The sequence below is a fragment of the Streptomyces zinciresistens K42 genome (assembly GCF_000225525.1).
In the GTDB taxonomy this organism is placed as follows: domain Bacteria; phylum Actinomycetota; class Actinomycetes; order Streptomycetales; family Streptomycetaceae; genus Streptomyces; species Streptomyces zinciresistens.
Window position 1 is genome coordinate 1 of the sequence record NZ_AGBF01000197.1, and the last position, 12,476, is coordinate 12,476.

Genomic DNA, 12,476 nt, shown 5'->3' on the forward strand with positions numbered 1-12,476 from the left:
ATCTGGTGGGCGAACGTGCCCTTCGAGGACGGGCCGGGCGCCAAGGACCGGCCCTGTCTGGTGCTCGCGGTGCGCGGGCGGCGGGTCACCGTCGCGAAGATCACCAGCAGGTACCGCGAGGAGCGCGCCGGGGTGATCCCGCTGCCGCCGGGCTCGGTCGGCGACGCGCGGGGCCGGGCGAGCTTCCTGGAGACGGGCGAGCTGCGGGTCGTGCCGGTGTCGGACTTCCGGCGGCGGGTGGGGGTGATGGACCCGGTCGTGTGGGACCAGGTCCGTCACCTGGCGTAGGGCGCGCTCAGGCCCAGAGCTGGCCCTGGAGCGTCGCGATGGCCTCTTCGGTGGTCGCCGCGGTGTAGACGCCGGTCGAGAGGTACTTCCAGCCGCCGTCGGCGACGACGAACACGATGTCCGCGCTCTCCCCCGCCGTGAGCGCCTTGGTGCCGACGCCGATCGCGGCGTGCAGGGCGGCGCCGGTGGAGACGCCCGCGAAGATGCCCTCCTGCTGGAGGAGTTCGCGGGTGCGGGTGACCGCGTCGGCCGAGCCGACCGAGAAGCGGGTGGTGAGGACGGAGGCGTCGTACAGCTCGGGGACGAAGCCCTCGTCGAGGTTGCGCAGGCCGTAGACCAGGTCGTCGTAGCGGGGTTCGGCCGCGACGATCCGCACGTCCGGCTTGTGCTCGCGCAGGTACCGGCCGACGCCCATCAGGGTGCCGGTGGTGCCGAGGCCCGCGACGAAGTGGGTCACGGAGGGCAGGTCGGCGAGGATCTCCGGGCCGGTGGTCGCGTAGTGCGCGCCGACGTTGTCCGGGTTGCCGTACTGGTAGAGCATCACCCAGTCCGGGTGCTCGGCCGAGAGCTCCTTGGCGACCCGTACGGCGGTGTTGGAGCCGCCCGCGGCGGGGCTGGAGATGATCTCGGCGCCCCACATGCCGAGCAGGTCCCGGCGCTCCTGCGAGGTGTTCTCGGGCATCACGCACACCATGCGGTAGCCCTTGAGCTTGGCGGCCATGGCGAGCGAGATGCCGGTGTTGCCGCTGGTCGGCTCCAGGATCGTGCAGCCCGGGGTGAGGCGGCCGTCCTTCTCGGCCTGCTCGATCATGTGCAGGGCGGGGCGGTCCTTGACCGAGCCGGTGGGGTTGCGGTCCTCCAGCTTGGCCCAGATCCGCACGTCCTCGGACGGCGAGAGCCGCGGCAGGCGCACCAGAGGGGTGTTGCCCACCGCGGCGAGCGGGGAGTCGTAGCGCATCCGGATCAGGCCATGCCGCCGGCCACGGCCGGCAGGATCGTCACGTTGTCGCCGTCGGTGAGCTTGGTGCTGATCCCGTCGAGGAAGCGGACGTCCTCGTCGTTCAGGTACACGTTGACGAAGCGGCGCAGCTGCTCGCCGTCGACGATGCGGGCCCGGATGCCCGTGTGCCGGGTCTCGAGGTCGGTGAACAGCTCGGCGAGGGTGTCACCCGTGCCCTCCACCGCCTTCTGACCGTCGGTGTAGGTGCGGAGGATGGTGGGGATGCGGACCTCGATGGCCATGGTGGAGGGCTCCTGTCGGGAGTAGTCGGTCGGGGCGCGCGGCAGCGCAGGTACGGCGGTGTGGTGCGGTGTGCGGCGCCGCGGCTCATGGCCGTACGGCGGCAGGGTGCCGCGTCAACAGATGGCGCTGGCGAGCCTGCACAGGTCGACGTGCAGCCGCGCCACGAGCAGCATGCCCGGCGTCCGTTCGCTCACGTCGTGGGAAACCATGGGGTCATCGTATCGATTCCCGGTCCGGGTTCTGGAAGGTGATCCCACATCGCGGACGCTTGACGGCCGGGGAGTGAGACCGCGCAGGTGGCACCGGCCCGGACGCGGGATCCGGGCGGGCCCGGACCGCTTCAGGGGGTCTCGGTGATCCGGACCTCCTCCTCCGCGACCTGGCCCTCGACGATGCGGAAGGAGCGGAACTGGAACTCCCCGAGGCCGTCGGTGTCGGCGGTGGAGACCAGGACGTAGTGGGCGCCGGGCTCGTTCGCGTAGGAGATGTCGGTGCGCGAGGGGTAGGCCTCGGTGGCCGTGTGGGAGTGGTAGACGACCACCGGCTCCTCGTCGCGGTCGTCCATCTCGCGGTAGAGCCGGAGCAGGTCGCCGGAGTCGAACTCGTAGAAGGTGGGCGACATCGCGGCGTTCGGCATGGGCACGAAGCGCTCGGGGCGGTCCGATCCGGCCGGGCCCGCGACGACGCCGCACGCCTCGTCGGGGTGGTCCTTGCGCGCGTGGGCGACGATCTGGTCGACGAGGGCCTGGGTGATGGTCAGCATGTCGGCCAGGATAAGCAGTGGGGCCGTTCCGTACCGAGGGATGGTACGGAACGGCCCACATGCCGGACGTGGGGATGCCCTCGGGGTGGGGGCGCCCCGAGCGGCGCCCCCGGGAGCCCCGGCGGCCGGGCGTCCGCGCGGCGGGGGTCAGCCGGCCTTCTCGAACTCCGGCCCGCCGTCGCGGCGGGCGGCGATCCGCGGGTCGCGGCGCTTGAGGAGCGCCCAGCCGATGCCCAGGGCGACGGCCCAGACGGCCGCGACGTACAGGCAGACCCGCGCGTCCTTGTCGTAGGCGATCATGCAGGTCACGCCGATGAGGAAGACCAGCGCGACCCAGCTGGACAGCGCTCCGCCGGGCGCCGGGAAGGACGAGGCGCGCAACCGTCCGGCGTCGACCGCGGCGCGGTAGCGGATGTGGCTGACGAGAATCATCATCCAGGTCCAGATGCCGGCCGCGGTGGCGACGGAGGTGACGTAGAGGAACGCCTTCTCCGGGACGACGTAGTTCAGCACCACGCCGATGCCCATGAGCGCCACGGAGACCGAGATGCCGACCGCGGGCGTCCTGCGGGCGTTGAGCCTGCCGAACGCCCGCGGGGCCTCGCTGTTCGCCGCGAGGTCGCGCAGCATCCGGCCGGTGGAGTACATGCCGGAGTTGCAGGAGGACAGGGCCGCGGTGAGCACCACGAAGTTGACGATGCCCGCGGCGAGCGGGATGCCGATCCTGCCGAAGGCGTGCACGAAGGGGCTCTGGCCAGCGGAGAACTCGGTCCACTTGACGACGGAGAGGATCACCAGCAGCGCGCCGACGTAGAAGACGATGATGCGCCAGGGCAGCGTGTTGATGGCCTTGGGCAGGGTCTTCTCGGGGTTCTCGGACTCGCCCGCGGTGACACCCACGAGTTCGACCGCGAGGTAGGCGAACATGACGCCCTGGAGCGTCATCAGGCTGGAGCCGATGCCGTTCGGGAAGAAGCCGCCGTAGGACCAGAGGTTGGAGACGGCGGCGGTGTCGCCGGCGTCGGAGAAGCCGAGGGTGAGCACGCCGAGGCCGATGACGATCATGCCGATGATGGCCGTGACCTTGATCATCGAGAACCAGAACTCGACCTCGCCGAAGATCTTGACGGAGATCAGGTTGACGCCGAACAGCACCACCAGGAACACCAGGGCGCTGACCCACTGCGGGATCTGCGGGAACCAGAAGTTGATGTAGATGGCGGCGGCCGTGAGTTCGGCCATGCCGGTGACCACCCACATCAGCCAGTACGTCCAGCCGGTGACGAACCCGAAGAAGGGGCCGAGGAATTCGCGGGCGTACTCGGCGAACGAGCCGGAGACGGGCCGGTACAGGAGCAGTTCGCCCAGGGCCCGCATGATGAAGAAGATGACGACGCCCGCGAGGGCGTACATGAGGATGATGCTGGGGCCGGCCTTCGCGATGTTCGCTCCGGCGCCCATGAACAGGCCGACGCCGATGGCGCCGCCGATCGCGATCATCTGGACCTGACGGCTGCCGAGGCCGCGTTCGTAGCCCTCTTCCGGAGCGTCCGCGGCCTTCGCGTCGGTGACCTTCGAAGAGGTCATGTGTGATGCGCCTTTCTCCATGCCCGACCCGGACCTTCGGCGGCCCCGGATCGGGTTTCGATCCCCCCGGACTGATGGAGCTGAGCGGGCCCTGGGGCCCTCTCGTGCCCGGCCGGCGGTCCGCCGGCCCTCTGGCGCACCCGGCCGAACATGCGGGTGGTGTTCGCCGGGCGGTCGTGCAGATCTATCACGGCGGCACCGGCGATCGGGGGGTCCGGATGTGGCGCACCCCACAAGGAGAACCGGACAAAAAGCACCGCCGCCGACCATTGCGGACGACGGCGGTGACGCGATCGTTATTCGGATTTGAGTGTTCGCTGAGCGAACACGGAACCGTCACATTAAGGGACGAGACGGTCAGAATCTGTCGGGATCTGCCGGAGTCCGCCGAGACCCACCGGGCCTGCCGGAGGTGTGCCGGGGCCGGCCCGCCGAGGTACGCCGGGCCCGCCCGGGATCTACGGCATCAGGGTGGCGACCAGCGTCTCCTGGAGCCCGCCCAGCCACAGGTACGCCATCACCATCGGCTTGCGCGGGTCCTCGTCCGGGAGCCGGAAGAGCAGGTCGCTGTCGTCCTCGTCGGCGATCTCCAGCCGCGAACCGATCGCCAGGCGGAGGTCGTTGAGGGCGCCGAGCCACTGCCGGGACTCCCCGGCGGAGAGCTTGAGCACCGCCCCGTCGCCGCCCGCGGAGCCGGAGCTGAGCGCGTCCAGGGACCGGACCACGACCAGGGCGTTGTCCCGCTTGCCGGCCCGCAGGTCGTTCTCCGTGTAGCGGCGGAACTCGGCGGAGTGCGCCCGCTGCTCCTCGGCCTCCGCGGCCTGCGGGGTGCCCTCGGGATCGCCGTAGGCGTCCGGGAAGAGGCGCATCAGCACCGGGTCGGACGGCGGCTCGCTCGGCCCCTCGCTGAACAGCCCGGCGAGCGGGTCGTCGGGGGCGTCCTCGGCGGGGCCGGGGCCGATGAGCTCCAGGAGCTGGACGGCCAGCGACCTGATGATGGAGATCTCGACGTCGTCGAGGGCGACGGCCGCGCCGCCGCCGGGGAGCGGTTCGAAGGTTCCTGGCATGGAGGAGATCGCTACTTCCGGTCCTGCTGGAGGGTGGCCCACAGGCCGTAGCCGTGCATGGCCTGCACGTCGCGTTCCATCTCCTCGCGGGATCCGCTGGAGACGACCGCCCGGCCCTTGTGGTGGACGTCGAGCATGAGCTTGGTGGCCTTGTCCTTGCTGTACCCGAAGTACGCCTGGAAGACATACGTCACATAGCTCATGAGGTTGACCGGGTCGTTGTGGACGATCGTGACCCAGGGGACGTCGGGCTCGGGTACGGCGAAGACTTCCTCCGCCGGCTCGGTACGTTCGATCTCTGCGGGAGCGGGTGACGTCACAGTGCCCATGCTGCCACCGCAGGGGGGTGGTCGCACAAATCCCGGCCCGCCGGGACCCAAAATCGTCAGACTGACGAAATGGGGGTACGATCCTCAGTCATGAACACAGCGGACCTTGGGCTGCCGGTGGATGTCCCCTCGACCGCCCTCTTCACCGACCAGTACGAGCTGACGATGCTGCAGGCCGCGCTGCGGGCGGGCACCGCCGAGCGGCGCAGCGTCTTCGAGGTCTTCACCCGGCGGCTGCCCGAGGGCCGGCGCTACGGCGTGGTGGCCGGCACCGGCCGGGTCCTGGACGCCATCGAGAACTTCCGCTTCGACCCCGACGTCCTGGAGTTCCTGCGCGAGCGGGACATCGTCGACGGCGAGACCCTGGCCCGCCTCGCGGACTACCGCTTCTCGGGGGACGTCTGGGGATACCCCGAGGGCGAGGTCTACTTCCCGGGCTCGCCGGTCATGCGGGTCGAGGGCACCTTCGCCGAGTGCGTGCTGCTGGAGACGGTGATCCTCTCCGTGCTCAACCACGACTCCGCGATCGCGGCGGCCGCCTCCCGGATGTCCTCGGCCGCCGGGGGGCGCCCGCTGATCGAGATGGGCGCACGGCGCACCCACGAGCTGGCCGCCGTGGCCGCCTCCCGCGCGGCCTACGTCGGCGGCTTCACCTCCACCTCGGACCTCGCCGCGGGCTTCCGGTACGGCATCCCCACCGTCGGCACCAGCGCCCACGCCTTCACCCTGCTGCACGACCGCGAGCGCGACGCCTTCCAGGCCCAGGTGAACTCCATGGGCCGGGGCACCACCCTGCTCGTGGACACCTACGACGTCGCCGAGGCGGTGCGGACGGCGGTCGAGGTCGCCGGGCCGGGCCTCGGCGCCGTCCGCATCGACTCCGGGGACCTGCTGCTGGTCGCGCACCGGGTCCGCCAGCAGCTGGACGAGCTGGGCGCGACGGACACCCGGATCATCGTGACCTCCGACCTGGACGAGTACGCCATCGCCTCGCTCGCGGCGGCGCCGGTCGACGCGTACGGCGTCGGCACCCGGCTCGTGACCGGGTCCGGGCACCCGACCTGCTCGATGGTCTACAAGCTGGTCGCCCGCGCCGGGTCCGCCGACCCCGCGGCGCCGCTGGTGTCCGTGGCGAAGCGGTCGACCGGCGGCAAGACCTCCATCGGCGGCCGCAAGTGGGCCGCGCGCCGGCACGACGCGTACGGCGTGGCGGAGGCCGAGGTGGTGGGCACCGGGCGGCTGCCCGAGGAGCTGGCCGCGCGGCAGCTGCAGATCGAGCTGGTCAAGGGCGGCGAGGTGGTGGCCCGCGAGCCGCTGGACGCCGTACGGGAGCGGCACACCGCGGCGCGGGCCGACCTGCCGCTGTCCGCGACCCAGCTCTCGCGCGGGGAACCCGTCATTCCGACCGAGTATGTCAACGGGCGCTCGGAGAGCCCGGCGGGGGCGTGAAGCGAGCACGCGGGGCGCGCTCACCCCGTGCCCCCTCCCGCAGCGCACCCGAAGTCTCTAGGCTCGGAGGTTCACGGCCGGGCCCGCACGCTTCCATCGTCCCGACCTCAGCGTCCATAACCGAAGGACACCGACCATGCGCCGCGCCTTGATCGTCGTAGACGTGCAGAACGACTTCTGCGAGGGAGGCAGCCTCGCCGTGTCCGGGGGCGCGGACGTGGCGGCCGCCGTCACGGAGCTGATCGGGCAGGCGGCCGGGTCGGGCTACCAGCACGTGGTCGCCACCCGCGACCACCACATCGCGCCCGGCGGCCACTTCTCCACCCACCCCGACTTCGCCCGCTCCTGGCCGGCGCACTGCGTCGCCGGCACCGAGGGCGTGGGCTTCCACCCGAACTTCGCGCCCGCGGTCGCCTCGGGGGCGATCGACGCGGTCTTCGACAAGGGCGCGTACGCGGCGGCCTACAGCGGGTTCGAGGGCGCCGACGAGAACGGCGTGCGGCTCGCGGACTGGCTGCGGGCCCGGGAGGTCACCGAGGTGGACGTGGTGGGCATCGCCACGGACCACTGCGTGCGCGCCACCGCGCTGGACGCGGCGCGCGAGGGCTTTCGCACCCAGGTCCTGCTGGAGCTGACGGCGGGCGTGGCCGCGGAGAGCACCGAGCGGGCCCTGGAGGAGATGCGCGGGGCGGGCGTCGAGCTCACCGGCAAGCCGGTCGTGGCGTAGGCGCCGCGGGCGCGCTCAGGGCGCGGCCGCGGGGCGTCGCCGGGGCCGGTGAGGACGCCGTGCAGCAGGCCCGCCTCAGGGCGCGGCCGCGGGGCGTCGCCGCAGGGCCCTGATCGGGTGCCACAGCTCCTGGGGCAGTTCGACGCCCGGCACCGGGACACCGTTGTCGGGCGCGGTGCGCCATATCAGGCCGTCCGGATGGTGCAGGACGGCGGTGATCTCGTCCGGGGTCGGCGGGGCGGCGTTGCCGCGCAGGTAGACGGCGCGCATGCCCAGGTTGCGGAGCCTGGTCAGGGCTCGGGCGCGGTTGTGGGCGTGGACGAGGACACGGACGCTGCCCGTGCCGTCGGTGGCGGGTCTGGGCAGGTTCAGAGCCACCACCACACTGCCGGTCGGCAGCTTGCAGAAACCTCCTGCGGCCATGCGGTCACACCCCCGTGCGCGTCGGTGTCGAGGTCGGTGTCAATAACGGAAGCACAGGGTGCACCTAAACACGATCGGCGGCAACCCCGCCAGGGGGTCACCGCCGATCATGCTCTGACCTGCTAAAACGCGATCTACTTCACCGCGGGGGCCACCTCGATCTCGACCGTGGAGCCGTCCTTGGCCTCCTTGAGAATCTTGATCTTGGTGTTGGTGTCAGTGATCTTGACACCCGCGCCCGGATTCGACGCGTCGTAGTAGGTGCTGGTGCGGTCGTTGAAGACCGACACACCGGGACGCGAGGGGATACGGGTGGCGACGTCCGCGTTGTGCAGCGTCATCCCGTCCGTGCGGGCCTTGGTGAAGGTGGAGTCGTACGCCTGGATGCGGTTGCGCATCAGCGTGCCGTCGGACCACTTCAACGGCGCCGGGTTAGCGTCGACCGGGAGGATCAGACCGGTGCCCGGGTGCTGCGAGGTGTTGTTGTCCGGCTGGGAGGTGTCCCACTTCCAGATCAACAGGCCGTTCTGGTACGCGTAGTGCTCGACCCAGTCCGGACTCGACTTCGAGAAGCCGAAGTTGTACGGGCCGGTCTTCAGGGTCTTGTCGTACGACACGTACTGACGGTTCTCGGCGATGTAGTACTGCTTGTAGTCGTCCGTGATGGACGCGCCGATGCGGGAGAAGCCCTTCGTCTTCCAGGCGGCGTCCGCGGTCTCGGCGTCGTCCGAGAACACGGCGGTGCCGTCGGCGGTCAGGGTGATCCCGTCGGCCGCGAAGCCCTTCTGGGCCACGCCGCCGTCCGTCTGGTAGCGGAAGCGCAGGTCGATCTTCTTGCCCGCGAAGGGGTTCAGGTCGAAGACGAGCTTCTTCCACGCGGCGGAGGTGCCGTCGAGCGCCGGCTTGCCGCTGGCGTCCCTGCCGAGGGCCGCGCCGTCGGCGGTGCCGTCGACGGCCGTCCAGTTGGCGCCGCCGTCCGTGGACGCCTCGGTGTAGAGGTAGTCGTAGCCCGCCTCGATGTCCCACCAGCCGTCGAGCGCCAGCGAGGCCGAGGTCTTGCCGGTGAGGTCCACCGAACGCGTCAGCGTGTTGGAGAGGTTGTCACCGCTGCCGCTCCACCACTGGCTCGCGCCCTGGGCGGGCTGCACGATCTCGGTGGTGACCTTCTTCTTGGGCAGGTCGACGACGAGGGCCTGCTTGTACTTGGTGTTGTACTCGGCGAGACCCAGCTTGGTCCAGGAGTTCGTCCCGGCCTTCGCGGTGTCGTAGTTCAGCCAGCCCAGTTGGAGCTTGTCCCAGGCGGCCATGTCGCCGGGCAGGTCACCGATCGCGTTTCTGCCTCTGCCGAGCCAGGAACCGGAGGACATCAGGGTCCAGAAGCCGGTGGAATTCTCTCCCCCGGCCGTGTCGTAGAGATCTGGCAGCCCGAGATCGTGCCCGTACTCGTGGGCGTAGACGCCGAGTCCGCCGTTCTCCGGCTGGATGGTGTAGTCACCGACCCAGATGCCCGTGTTGCCGATCTGCGCGCCGCCGAGCTTGTTGTCGGAGGGACCGGTGGCTCCGGCGTCCGTGCCGAACGCGTACCAGCGGTGGGCCCAGATCGCGTCCGTGCCCTGCGCGCCGCCGCCGGCCGACTCGTCCTCACCGGCGTGCACGATCTGGAAGTGGTCGATGTAGCCGTCGGGCTCGTTGAAGTCGCCGTCGCCGTCGAAGTCGTAGCGGTCCCACTCGTCGAACTTCTTGACCTCGGTCTTGATCTCGGCGTCGGTCTTGCCTGCCTTCTTCTGCTGCTCGACCCAGGCGTTGAGGCCGTCGCTGACGACGTTCCAGACGCTGGAGCAGTTGGTGTCGCCGCAGGCGTTGTTGCCGTAGCGGGCCTCGTTGTAGGGGACCTTGACCCAGTCGGAGACCTGGCCTTCGACCGAGTAGCGGCCCGAGGACTGCTTCTCGAAGTACTTCTTGACCGACTCGCTCTTCTTGCCTGCGCCGAAGTACAGGTCCTGGAAGTAGTTCTGGTTGTAGTCGGAACGCCAGGCGGTGGAGTTGTCCTTCTGGCGGTCCGGCTTGGCTATCTGGTTGCGCGCGGGGCCGGGCGTGCCGCCGAACTGGCTGATCTTGTCGCCGAACTCGACGAGGATCGTGAAGATCTTGTCGGTCTTCTCGCGGCCCAGCTCGACGTACTTGCTGTCGCCCTTCTTGCTCTTGAGCTCGACGACCTGGGAGCCGTCGCGCTTGGTCACCTCGGCCTTGCCGGATATGACCTGGTTCAGGGCTTCCTGTCGCTGAGCCTCCTGCGTCTTGCTCATGGGGCCGTCGAGGTCGTGGTCGTCGGACTTCGTGAGCTCGGCCGGGTCACGACGCTCGACGGCCGCCTTCGGCGCGCCTTCGTCGGCCTGCGCCACCGCGAAGGTCGAGAACGTCGCTGCGGCCGTCGCGAGCGCGACGGCGGTTGCCGCCGCTCTGAACGTCCAGGGTCTACTGGTCACTTGAAATCCTCCCCCGCGTCCGGGCGCGCGGAAGGGGGGTCCTGGTCAAGTGCGGATCCGCGCGCGCGTGATCAACGCGTGTAGTCAAGTGACGACATTTGACTAGAGGTTAAGCAGAAAAAACAGACCTTGACTTGAACAGGTCAAGTGCACTATGCGGAGGTGCTGTCCGGGTAGCGAACAGCCGTCCCGGCCGTGGTGGGCGCGTCGCGATGTCCACGGGGCGGACGTCATGAATCCGTGCGCCCCCTGTGCACCGGCACTGTTGGTCAGGTCACGCTTACTGTTTGTTCCACTCGGGCATGCAGCCGGATAGAGTCGGCCGGCGACCGCCCGGACGTCGGTGGCAAGCCAGGCCGAGACCCCCGTGCACCCCTGATTCCGAGGACACGATGATCATGCCTCGTCCGACCGCCGCACAGCTCGCCTACGGTTCCTTCACCGTGGTCTTCTCGACGTTCGCCATGTTGCTGCTGTCCCGGACGAGTTCGGGCGTGGGAATCGCCGTGATCGCCGTCGCGGCCCTGCTGCTCGGGCTCCTCGTCGCGCTGACGGTGCCCCTGCCGCGCAGGGCCCGCGTGGTGACGGCCGGCAGGCCCGCCGCCGAGCGGGAGAAGGCCGAGGAGCCCGCTTTCTCCCGGTTCTGACACCCGCTCAGCCCTCGGTGCTCACGACCACCGTCTTGGCGGCCTTGTCGTGCAGGCCCTGCTTGTAGGGCCGGTCGAAGTAGCTCCAGCCGCCGGCGATCGCGGTCCACACGCACGCGCAGCAGAAGGCGAACGGAATCCACAGCACCGCCGCGCGGATCAGTGACGTCTGCGCCGACGGGGTGGCGCCGTCGTCGAGGTTGGCGACCCTCATGGTGAGCAGCCTCATGCCGAGCGTCTGGCCCGTCCTCGCGATGAGGACGGTGTCGTAGCCGATGAAGAGCACGGCGGCGATCAGCGACTGGACGACGGACTTGCCGTACTGCACGTTGTCGGTGTTGAACTCGGTGACGCCGAAGCCCCAGCTGAGCAGCCAGACGACGACGCCCACCAGGATCATGTCGAGGACGCGGGCCAGCGTGCGCCTGCCGCTGGGGGCGAGCGGCGGCATCCCGGCGAGCGGGTCCGCGGGCGGACCGCCCCCGCCGTAGGGGTCACCGCCGTAGGGGCCGCCGCCGTAGGGGCCGCCGGGCGGGGGCGGCGGGGGCGCCTGTCCGCCGTAGGGCGGCTGATCGTCGTACGGCGAACCCGGCCCCCCGGACGGCGGGGGCTGCTTCCTGAACGGATCGTCGTCCGGGGGTTGCTGACCGGAGCCGGGAGGCGGTTCGCTGCTCATGGCCCGAGTCGACCGCGAACCCCGTCGCCCCGCATCCGGCGCGGGGCCGTCCGGAGTAAGCGGGCGCGGGCCGCGGGCGGTCAGCCGGCGACGAAGGTGCGCGCCGCCTTGTCGTGCCAGCACTGGCGCCACGGCCGGTCGAACACGCACCACAGCACGCCGACGACGCCGATCACGAGCAGGCCCGGCACGCTGTACACGAGCCAGCGGCGCACCGCCGCGCCGAACGCCGGCGGTTCGTGGGCCTCGATGTCGCGCACCTCCAGGCCGAGCAGCTTCTTGCCGAGGGTGCGGCCCCACTTGGCGGTGGGCCACGCCTCGTAGAGCAGCCCGAACACCAGCACGACGGCCAGCACCCCGCCGAAGTAGACCGCGGTGGTGCTGTCCAGCAGCCAGACGGTGACGGTCTCGCCCGAGAGCTTGGCGGCCTCGATCTTCGCGTCGATGTGGTCGATCGCCCTGGTGCCCAGCGGCACCGCCGCCACCGAGGTCACGGCGGCCGGCACCACGGTGTCCACCAGCCGCGCCGCGAGCCGCTTGCCCAGGCCCGCCGGACGGGCGGACGACTGGCGCATCGCCGCCGCGGCGAAGGGGTCCTCGCGCGGGGGCTTCCACGGGGCGACCGGCTGCTCGTCACCTGCGGGGCCGGCGAGCCGGTGGACCTGCTGCGCCCACGAGGACTGGCCGCCGCCGGCACCTGCGGCCATCGGCGCCGCGCCGGGGGCGGCGCCGGACTGCCGGGGGATGCCCGCCGCGCCCTGCTGGGGTCCGGACAGGGCCGTGGGGACACC

Annotated in this window: 15 protein-coding genes; 4 read left to right on the forward strand and 11 right to left on the reverse strand. The window is 70.6% G+C overall.

Annotated features, from left to right (window positions below; genetic code table 11):
* A partial coding sequence (locus SZN_RS30770) for a type II toxin-antitoxin system PemK/MazF family toxin (RefSeq protein WP_007502710.1) occupies nt 1-288 on the forward strand: 288 nt, incomplete at its 5' end.
* Nucleotides 289-295: 7 nt separating this feature from the next.
* Here the strand turns inward: SZN_RS30770 and SZN_RS30775 are convergent.
* The 7 genes from SZN_RS30775 to clpS all read right to left on the reverse strand — a co-directional run bounded on the left by SZN_RS30775 (nt 296) and on the right by clpS (nt 5,277).
* Nucleotides 296-1,246: a PLP-dependent cysteine synthase family protein gene (locus SZN_RS30775; RefSeq protein WP_007502712.1), complete on the reverse strand. Its 951-nt coding sequence runs from the start codon at nt 1,244-1,246 to the stop codon at nt 296-298.
* Between the two features lie 5 nt (nt 1,247-1,251).
* Nucleotides 1,252-1,530 (reverse strand): MoaD/ThiS family protein, encoded by a 279-nt coding sequence (locus tag SZN_RS30780; protein WP_007502713.1) that lies wholly within the window; start codon nt 1,528-1,530, stop codon nt 1,252-1,254.
* A gap of 114 nt (nt 1,531-1,644) precedes the next feature.
* On the reverse strand, nt 1,645-1,740 hold the full coding sequence (locus SZN_RS43390) for a putative leader peptide (RefSeq protein WP_007502714.1): 96 nt from the start codon (nt 1,738-1,740) through the stop codon (nt 1,645-1,647).
* Nucleotides 1,741-1,871: 131 nt separating this feature from the next.
* Nucleotides 1,872-2,294, reverse strand: coding sequence for a M67 family metallopeptidase (locus SZN_RS30785; protein WP_007502715.1), 423 nt, complete (start codon nt 2,292-2,294; stop codon nt 1,872-1,874).
* Between the two features lie 147 nt (nt 2,295-2,441).
* A complete protein-coding gene (locus tag SZN_RS30790) occupies nt 2,442-3,881 on the reverse strand; it encodes an amino acid permease (protein WP_007502716.1) in 1,440 nt (479 codons plus the stop codon).
* A 458-nt stretch (nt 3,882-4,339) separates the two neighbouring features.
* Nucleotides 4,340-4,948 (reverse strand): DUF2017 domain-containing protein, encoded by a 609-nt coding sequence (locus SZN_RS30795; RefSeq protein ID WP_007502717.1) that lies wholly within the window; start codon nt 4,946-4,948, stop codon nt 4,340-4,342.
* Between the two features lie 11 nt (nt 4,949-4,959).
* A complete protein-coding gene (clpS, locus tag SZN_RS30800) occupies nt 4,960-5,277 on the reverse strand; it encodes an ATP-dependent Clp protease adapter ClpS (protein WP_007502718.1) in 318 nt (105 codons plus the stop codon).
* A 90-nt stretch (nt 5,278-5,367) separates the two neighbouring features.
* On the opposite strand from clpS, the gene SZN_RS30805 reads away from it, so the two are divergent.
* Nucleotides 5,368-6,726 carry a nicotinate phosphoribosyltransferase gene (locus tag SZN_RS30805; RefSeq protein WP_007502719.1) on the forward strand — a complete coding sequence of 453 codons (1,359 nt, stop codon included), beginning with the start codon at nt 5,368-5,370 and terminating at the stop codon, nt 6,724-6,726.
* Between the two features lie 136 nt (nt 6,727-6,862).
* Complete coding sequence (locus SZN_RS30810) at nt 6,863-7,453, forward strand: nicotinamidase (RefSeq protein WP_007502720.1); 591 nt, start codon at nt 6,863-6,865, stop codon at nt 7,451-7,453.
* 75 nt (nt 7,454-7,528) lie between these two features.
* Here the strand turns inward: SZN_RS30810 and SZN_RS30815 are convergent, their stop codons facing one another.
* Together SZN_RS30815 and SZN_RS30820 are read right to left on the reverse strand one after the other, a co-directional pair.
* Nucleotides 7,529-7,876: a hypothetical protein gene (locus SZN_RS30815; RefSeq protein WP_007502722.1), complete on the reverse strand. Its 348-nt coding sequence runs from the start codon at nt 7,874-7,876 to the stop codon at nt 7,529-7,531.
* Between the two features lie 134 nt (nt 7,877-8,010).
* Complete coding sequence (locus SZN_RS30820; RefSeq protein WP_007502724.1) at nt 8,011-10,362, reverse strand: immune inhibitor A domain-containing protein; 2,352 nt, start codon at nt 10,360-10,362, stop codon at nt 8,011-8,013.
* A 392-nt stretch (nt 10,363-10,754) separates the two neighbouring features.
* On the opposite strand from SZN_RS30820, the gene SZN_RS30825 reads away from it, so the two are divergent.
* Nucleotides 10,755-11,009: a hypothetical protein gene (locus SZN_RS30825; protein ID WP_007502726.1), complete on the forward strand. Its 255-nt coding sequence runs from the start codon at nt 10,755-10,757 to the stop codon at nt 11,007-11,009.
* A gap of 7 nt (nt 11,010-11,016) precedes the next feature.
* Here SZN_RS30825 and SZN_RS30830 read toward each other — a convergent pair whose 3' ends face one another.
* Both SZN_RS30830 and SZN_RS30835 read right to left on the reverse strand, forming a co-directional pair.
* On the reverse strand, nt 11,017-11,685 hold the full coding sequence (locus SZN_RS30830) for an RDD family protein (protein ID WP_007502728.1): 669 nt from the start codon (nt 11,683-11,685) through the stop codon (nt 11,017-11,019).
* Nucleotides 11,686-11,765: 80 nt separating this feature from the next.
* The coding region (locus SZN_RS30835; RefSeq protein WP_007502731.1) for an RDD family protein at nt 11,766-12,476 on the reverse strand (711 nt) is incomplete at its 5' end.

Coding starts and splice junctions, on each gene's coding strand:
- SZN_RS30775 (WP_007502712.1), bottom strand. CDS start 1,246: ATGCGCTACGACTCCCCGCTCGCCGCGGTGGGCAACACCCCTCTGGTG.
- SZN_RS30795 (WP_007502717.1), bottom strand. CDS start 4,948: ATGCCAGGAACCTTCGAACCGCTCCCCGGCGGCGGCGCGGCCGTCGCC.
- SZN_RS30825 (WP_007502726.1), top strand. CDS start 10,755: ATGATCATGCCTCGTCCGACCGCCGCACAGCTCGCCTACGGTTCCTTC.
- SZN_RS30810 (WP_007502720.1), top strand. CDS start 6,863: ATGCGCCGCGCCTTGATCGTCGTAGACGTGCAGAACGACTTCTGCGAG.
- SZN_RS30785 (WP_007502715.1), bottom strand. CDS start 2,294: ATGCTGACCATCACCCAGGCCCTCGTCGACCAGATCGTCGCCCACGCG.
- SZN_RS30815 (WP_007502722.1), bottom strand. CDS start 7,876: ATGGCCGCAGGAGGTTTCTGCAAGCTGCCGACCGGCAGTGTGGTGGTG.
- SZN_RS30805 (WP_007502719.1), top strand. CDS start 5,368: ATGAACACAGCGGACCTTGGGCTGCCGGTGGATGTCCCCTCGACCGCC.
- SZN_RS43390 (WP_007502714.1), bottom strand. CDS start 1,740: ATGGTTTCCCACGACGTGAGCGAACGGACGCCGGGCATGCTGCTCGTG.
- SZN_RS30790 (WP_007502716.1), bottom strand. CDS start 3,881: ATGACCTCTTCGAAGGTCACCGACGCGAAGGCCGCGGACGCTCCGGAA.
- SZN_RS30830 (WP_007502728.1), bottom strand. CDS start 11,685: ATGAGCAGCGAACCGCCTCCCGGCTCCGGTCAGCAACCCCCGGACGAC.
- SZN_RS30780 (WP_007502713.1), bottom strand. CDS start 1,530: ATGGCCATCGAGGTCCGCATCCCCACCATCCTCCGCACCTACACCGAC.
- clpS (WP_007502718.1), bottom strand. CDS start 5,277: ATGGGCACTGTGACGTCACCCGCTCCCGCAGAGATCGAACGTACCGAG.